Raw genomic sequence first — 6,336 nt, 5'->3', positions numbered from 1 at the left:
GAACAGCAGCATGCGGTAGAGTTCCGGCGTGAAATCGGGGCCGAACACCGCCTTGAGGAAGCCGAGCTCGCGCAGGATCTCGGTGCCGCCGATCATGACCAGCGCCGCCACCGCGATGCCGCCCAGCGAACCCATGCCGCCCAGCACAACGATGGCGAGGATGATCGCCGATTCCAGGAAGACGAAGGATTCAGGGCTGACGAAGCCCTGCCGGGCGGCGAAGAACGAGCCGGCGAAGCCGCCGAACATGGCGCCGGTGGCGAATGCCGTCAGCTTGGTGGTGGTGGTGTTGATGCCGAGCGAGCGGCAGGCGATTTCGTCCTCGCGCAGGGCTTCCCAGGCGCGGCCGACGGGCAACCGGCGAAGCCTGATGGTGACGAAGGCGGTGAAGAAGCACAGGCTCAGGATCAGGTAGTAGAGGAAGATCTTGTAGTAGGCGCCCGACTGGGCGATGTGCAGCACCTTGGCGATATAATTCGGGTCCGAGACGTTGAACGACACCAGGCCGAAGAACGACACCTTCGGAATGCCGGAAACCCCGGCCGAACCGTTGGTGACCTCGCGCCAGTTGATGATCACCAGCCGGATGATCTCGCCGAAGGCGAGCGTCACGATCGCCAGATAGTCGCCGCGCAGCCGCAGCACCGGGAAGCCGAGCATGACGCCCCAGAAGGCGGCCATGGCGCCAGCGGCGGGCAGCAGGATCCAGAACGACAGGCCGAAATGCGTGCCGAGCAGCGCATAGGCATAGGCGCCGACCGCATAGAAGGCGACGTAACCGAGGTCGAGCAGGCCGGCCAGCCCGACGACGATGTTGAGGCCCCAGGCCAGCATCACATAGATCAGGATCTGGATGCCGAAATTGTCGACCCATTTCAGCGAACCCTGAAAGCCGAACGCCAAGACCATCACGACTGGATAGGCGATCAGCACCGCGACGCCAATCTTGTTGAAGTTGCGCCGCACAAAGCCCGGTTCGGCCGCGATAGCTGCGGGCGCCTTGGCCTTTTCCGCCTTGGCCCGCTCCATCGCCGGCTGCGCGTATCCGACATAGAGGAAGCGGCCGACGGCGGTGGCAATGACCACCAGGGCCAGCAGGCCCCAGCGCTGCACCAGGATCAGCTCGTTGGAGATGTTCTGGTCGGTCCTGAGGCCGATGAACAGCACGAACAGGCCGAGCGCGATGGCGCCGGCATAGAGCGCTTCACGGAAAGCGCGTTGGATGGGAGGGACGACGACGTCGCGCTCCGGAGACACGGTAACGGCCATGAGGATCAGACCTTTTCGACTTCAGGCCGGCCCAGGATGCCGGAGGGCAGGAAGATGAGCACGATCGCCAGGATCGAGAAGGCGGCGACGTCCTTGTAGTCGATCGAGAAATAGGCTGACCACATGCTCTCGATGAAGCCGATCAGCAGCCCGCCGAGCACCGCGCCCGGCAGCGAGCCGATGCCGCCGAGCACCGCCGCGGTAAAAGCCTTCACGCCCGGCACGAAGCCGTCGGAGAACACCACCACGCCGTAATACATCAGAAACAGCGTGCCGGCGACTGCGGCAAGGGCCGCGCCCATAATGAAGGTGATGGAGATGGTGCGGTCGACGTCGATGCCGAGCAGCGCCGCCATCTTGCGGTCCTGCTCGCAGGCGCGCTGAGCACGTCCGAGCGCCGTCCTGTTGACGAGATACCAGAAGATGACCAGCAGCACCGCGGTCACCAGAACGATGATGATCTGCTTCAGCGAGACGCTGATGCCGTCGATCGTGTAGACTTGGCTGACCAGCGGCGGGATCGGCTTGTTGCGCGGCCCTTGCGTGACCTGCACGAAGTTGGACAGCGCGATCGACATGCCGATGGCGGTGATCAGCGGCGCCAGCCGGAACGATCCGCGCAACGGCCGGTAGGCCACCTTCTCGATCGTCCAATTGTAGAGGCTGGTGAGCAGCATGCCGACGATCATCATGATCAGAAGCGCCACCACCACAGGCACGGAATAGAACAGCGCGCCGAGGATGAGGAAGACGATGAGGGCCGTGAAGGCGCCGACCATGAAGATGTCGCCATGGGCGAAATTGATCATGCCGATGATGCCGTAGACCATCGTATAGCCGATCGCGATCAGCCCATAGATAGATCCCAGCGTCAGCCCATTGATAAGCTGCTGGACGAAGTACTGCATATTTATGCGGCTCCCCTGGAATGTCGCCTTCGAGGACGCATTCCTTTTCGTATTTCCCCTAGTCGTAAAGTTTCGAGCCCGGATTGCAACGTGATTTTTCAATCGCCGGGCGTGTTTTGGAAGCACGCCACCCGATTGCCCGTTTTTTCGCACCCGGCCCCTGGACTATCGCGGACCCTATCATTGGCACAACGCAATGTCTTTGACGATTCAGCCGTATCATGCGCACCGTTTCGAAGAAATCGCCGTCAAAATAAGTTGATGCGATGATTCCTTGCGTCGACCAACGTGGTCGGTTTTGCAGTCCCGCCCCCTCCGCCGGGTCAGGATTCCGCGAGGTGTGACAGTCATGCGACAGCGAGGCGACACCGCCGACTGCCTCAGTCCCAGATGGTCGATGCGAGAAAAGGCGGCACGCGGTCGAGGGTCCGAAAAACCGCGTCCGGGGCGTAGTCGGGCAACGGTTTGCGGCCGGTGCCCCTGTCGATCCAGATACATCGGAATCCGAGATCGCGGGCGGCCGCGAGATCGAGGTGCGGGCTGGCGCAGATATGCACGATATCGCCGCGATCGAGGCCGAGCGCATTGTGGGCGAAATCGAAGATCTGCTGGGCCGGCTTGTAGGCGCCAGCCTGCTGCGCGGTAATGACGCGGTCGATATGGCCGTCGAGCTGCGCGACATTGCCGGCGATGATGTCGTCATCGGTGTTGGAAATGATGCAGAGCTTGAATCCCTGGGCCTTCAGCGCGCCGAGCGCGGGCACGACTTCGGGGAATGGCGGCATTCGGGAAATGCTGCCGGTCAGCACCTCGACGTCGTCCGGCGCGTAGCTGAGCTTCAGCTCCTCCATCGCCAGGCGCAGCGCTTCGCCGGCCACGGCACGGAAGGATTTATGCGGCCGCTCGGCCTCCAGCGCGTGTTCGTGCTTGTCGTAGACGCGGATCAGTGTCGGGGGCTCAATGTTGGAGCCTGGATGATTGGCAAGGATCGTCTCTACGGCGGCGAGCAAGCCTTCGTCCCACTGGATCAGGGTGCCATAGCAGTCGAAGGTGAGCCACTCGGGTTTGGGGCCGGAAAGCATCGAATGTCCTTTCTCGAAGATCGAAAGAAGGGCGGCCGCCCTTCCTGCTCTCTCAGAACCTCGGCGTGACCGTGCCCTCGGAGGCCGGCGCCAACTGGGCGCCGATCCTTGCGTCGAGCGAATCGGCCGCCGGAAGCCGCTGTCGCGAGAAAGTACCCGCGAAGTTCAGTAAGCAGAACCTCCGGCTCCGTTGAGGCTGTGCTTCTCGGTGCCGTTGAGAGGCGGATTGAAGACGCTGACCAGCACCATGTCGCCTGTGGCGTCCGCACGCAGAAAATGGTCGTCATGGGCATCGAGCACATAGATCGTGCCCGGCTCGATACGATGTATCGTGCCCTCCATGTCCTCGACTTCACCGCTGCCGGAGATGCAGTAGCAGGCTTCCAGATGCCGCCGGTATTGAAGGCGCGATTCACTGCCTGCGCGCACGACGGTGTGGCAGATCGTGAACCCCATGCCGTCCCGCTGGGTCAGCAGCCGGTGGCTGGTGCCGTTGCCCCAATCGACGAAGAAGTCAGTTTTTTCTACATCAGCCAATTGCCTGATGAACATGAGCGCTCTTTCTGTGACAGATTGCGGGAAGCGGTTAACGCCTCCGGATCGATAGTTTTAGCGGCTTTTTCTGGTATCTTCACGCGACCGCCAAAACTGACATTCCCAAAAATGTCTCGGTTTGAGCCCGATTTCAAATGACCGATTTTCGCGCAATCCGTTAGGAATACTTACAGATGGATTCCCTTCCGTTGAATGCCATTCGGGCTTTCGAGGCCGCCGCCCGCCATCTCAGCTTTTCGGCTGCCGGCGAAGAGCTCCATGTGACCCATCCGGCGATCAGCCATCAGATAAGGCGGCTGGAGGAGTGGTTGGGCGTGCCGCTGTTCGATAGGGGGGCTCGCAAGGTTCGTCTGACCGAGGCGGGACTGGCGCTTCAGGCGTCCGCGGGCGCCGCGCTCGCCGAACTCAACGCCGCCTGCCGGCGCATACGAAGGAGCGCCGGCGCGCAGTCGCTGTCCGTAGGCTGCATTCCCTCCATCGCCAGCCGTTGGCTGGTGCCGCGCCTGACGGACTTCACTGCCCGTCATCCTGAGATCGCGATCCGCGTCACCTATGCAAAGGCGGAGGACAGGCTTGACGACGAGGACAACGACATTCTGATCACGCTGGGCGCCGACCCTTCCCCGCATGTGACGAGCCTCAAGCTTTTCTCCCGGATAAGCCGGCCCGCATGCAGCCCGCATTACCTGGCGCGCAAGGGCCGGCTGGGCACACCGGCGGAGATCGCAGCGGCGGACCTGCTGCATGACGAGACACCGTTGGGCTGGCGGGATTGGTTTTCCCGGGCGGGCATGGCAGGCACGAGCCTCGGCAACGGGCCTGTCTTTGCCGACTTCAACATCCTGGCAACAGCCGTCATCGCCGGCCACGGCGTCGCGCTTTGTCCGATCGAGGTTTTCCGCGAGGAGTTGATGCGCGGCGACCTCGTCGTTCTTTCCGACATCTCGACCGACGCCGACAAAGGCTACTTTCTGACGATGTCGGCGCAACCTTCCGCTGCCGACATCAAGTTCGCGGACTGGTTCCGCGATCAGGTCTCGACAGAAGGGTATGCGGGCGTCTGACGGCGCCGTCGGCGACTACATCACGTGACGACGAATCCGTGCGCGAACGGATCACGGTCGTCGATGAAGATGGTGTTCAATCCGGTCATGCGCGCCCAGCCGCCGATCGAGGGGACGATCGCCGGCTTGCCGGCCACGCTGACCTCCTTTTCGACCCGGCCTCTGAACAGCGAGCCGATGATCGATTCATGCACGAAGCTGTCGCCCGCTTTCAGCTTGCCCTTGGCGTGGAGTTGCGCCATGCGCGCCGAGGTGCCTGTGCCGCAAGGCGAGCGGTCGATCGCCTTGTCGCCATAGAAGACGGCGTTGCGCGCATCGGCCTCGGCGTGCTTCGGCTTGCCGGTCCACAGCATGTGCGACAGCCGGTTGATGCCCGGGTTTTCCGGGTGCACGAAGGAATACTTCTCGTTGAGGCGCTGGCGCACCACGGGGCTCCAGGCGATGAGATCGCCGGCCGAATGCTCGGCCATGTCGCGGTAGTTCTTCTGCGGTTCGACGATGGCGTAGAAATTGCCGCCATAGGCGACGTCGACGCTGATCTCGCCAAGCACCGGGCATTCCACCGTCAATCCTTCGGCGTAGAGGAAGGACGGCACATTGGTAATGCGCACCTCCTCGACATATTCGCCGACCTGTTTGTATTCGGCGACGACGAGACCAGCCGGCGTGTCGAGCCTGAGCACACCCGGCGTCTTGGGCTTCACCAGCCCATGCTCGATGGCAAAAGTCACAGTGCCGATCGTGCCGTGGCCGCACATCGGCAGGCAACCCGACGTCTCGATGAAAAGGATGGCGATGTCGCAGTCCTCGCGTGTCGGCGGATAGAGGATCGAGCCCGACATCACGTCATGGCCGCGCGGCTCGAACATCAGGCCGGTGCGGATCCAGTCGTACTCGGCAAGGAAATGCGCGCGCCGCTCCATCATCGTCGCGCCTTCAAGCAGCGGTCCGCCACCTGCGACCAGCCGCACCGGATTGCCGCAGGTGTGGCCGTCGATGCAGAAGAAGGATTTCCTGGCCATGGTGCTCTCTTGTACTGTCAGAACCGCTGCGGGCGGAAAGGCTTGAGATCGAGCGGTGGAGTTTGCCCGAGAACGAGATCGCGGATCAAGCGGCCGGTCGCCACCGCCTGGGTCAGGCCGAGATGGCCGTGGCCGAAAGCATAGAAGACATTCGGTGTCCGTGCCCGCCCGATGACCGGCAGCGAATCCGGCAGCGACGGGCGAAAACCCATCCACTCGATGCCGCCCGACGGATCGAGGCCCGGCAGAAAGCGCTTTGCTTTTTCCAGCATCGCCTTCGAGCGCGCGTAATTCGGCGGCCGCTCGATGCCGCCGAGCTCGACGGCGCCGCCGACGCGCAGGCCCGTTTCCAGCGGCGTGATGACGAAGCCGTGTCCGGAAAAGATCAATTGCCGCTTCACGTCGAAGGCCGACACCGGCAGCGTCGTGTTGTAGC

7 protein-coding genes are annotated in these 6,336 nt (G+C 62.7%); 1 reads left to right on the top strand and 6 read right to left on the bottom strand.

Annotated elements, in window-relative coordinates:
* From livM to EOA38_RS24565, 4 genes are all read right to left on the bottom strand, one after another.
* Positions 1-1,269: high-affinity branched-chain amino acid ABC transporter permease LivM (gene livM, locus EOA38_RS24580; protein ID WP_127300450.1), on the bottom strand; the 1,269-nt coding region annotated here is incomplete at its 3' end.
* Between the two features lie 5 nt (positions 1,270-1,274).
* Positions 1,275-2,177, bottom strand: a complete 903-nt coding sequence (locus tag EOA38_RS24575) for a branched-chain amino acid ABC transporter permease LivH (protein WP_126091400.1) — start codon at positions 2,175-2,177, stop codon at positions 1,275-1,277.
* A gap of 380 nt (positions 2,178-2,557) precedes the next feature.
* A complete protein-coding gene (locus EOA38_RS24570; RefSeq protein ID WP_127300449.1) occupies positions 2,558-3,259 on the bottom strand; it encodes a haloacid dehalogenase type II in 702 nt (233 codons plus the stop codon).
* Between the two features lie 165 nt (positions 3,260-3,424).
* A complete protein-coding gene (locus tag EOA38_RS24565) occupies positions 3,425-3,811 on the bottom strand; it encodes an ectoine synthase (RefSeq protein WP_127300448.1) in 387 nt (128 codons plus the stop codon).
* 176 nt (positions 3,812-3,987) lie between these two features.
* Here EOA38_RS24565 and EOA38_RS24560 point away from each other — a divergent pair, with 176 nt between their 5' ends.
* A complete protein-coding gene (locus EOA38_RS24560; RefSeq protein WP_127300447.1) occupies positions 3,988-4,878 on the top strand; it encodes a LysR substrate-binding domain-containing protein in 891 nt (296 codons plus the stop codon).
* A gap of 20 nt (positions 4,879-4,898) precedes the next feature.
* Here EOA38_RS24560 and EOA38_RS24555 read toward each other — a convergent pair whose 3' ends face one another.
* Complete coding sequence (locus tag EOA38_RS24555) at positions 4,899-5,900, bottom strand: 4-hydroxyproline epimerase (RefSeq protein ID WP_127300446.1); 1,002 nt, start codon at positions 5,898-5,900, stop codon at positions 4,899-4,901.
* A gap of 17 nt (positions 5,901-5,917) precedes the next feature.
* Positions 5,918-6,336 (bottom strand): FAD-binding oxidoreductase (locus EOA38_RS24550; protein WP_145966054.1); only part of this gene is annotated, 419 nt, incomplete at its 5' end.

The organism is Mesorhizobium sp. M1E.F.Ca.ET.041.01.1.1, assembly GCF_003997355.1.
GTDB lineage: Bacteria > Pseudomonadota > Alphaproteobacteria > Rhizobiales > Rhizobiaceae > Mesorhizobium.
Note: the sequence above shows the minus strand (reverse complement) of the source record. Positions and strands in the feature narration are given on the sequence as shown.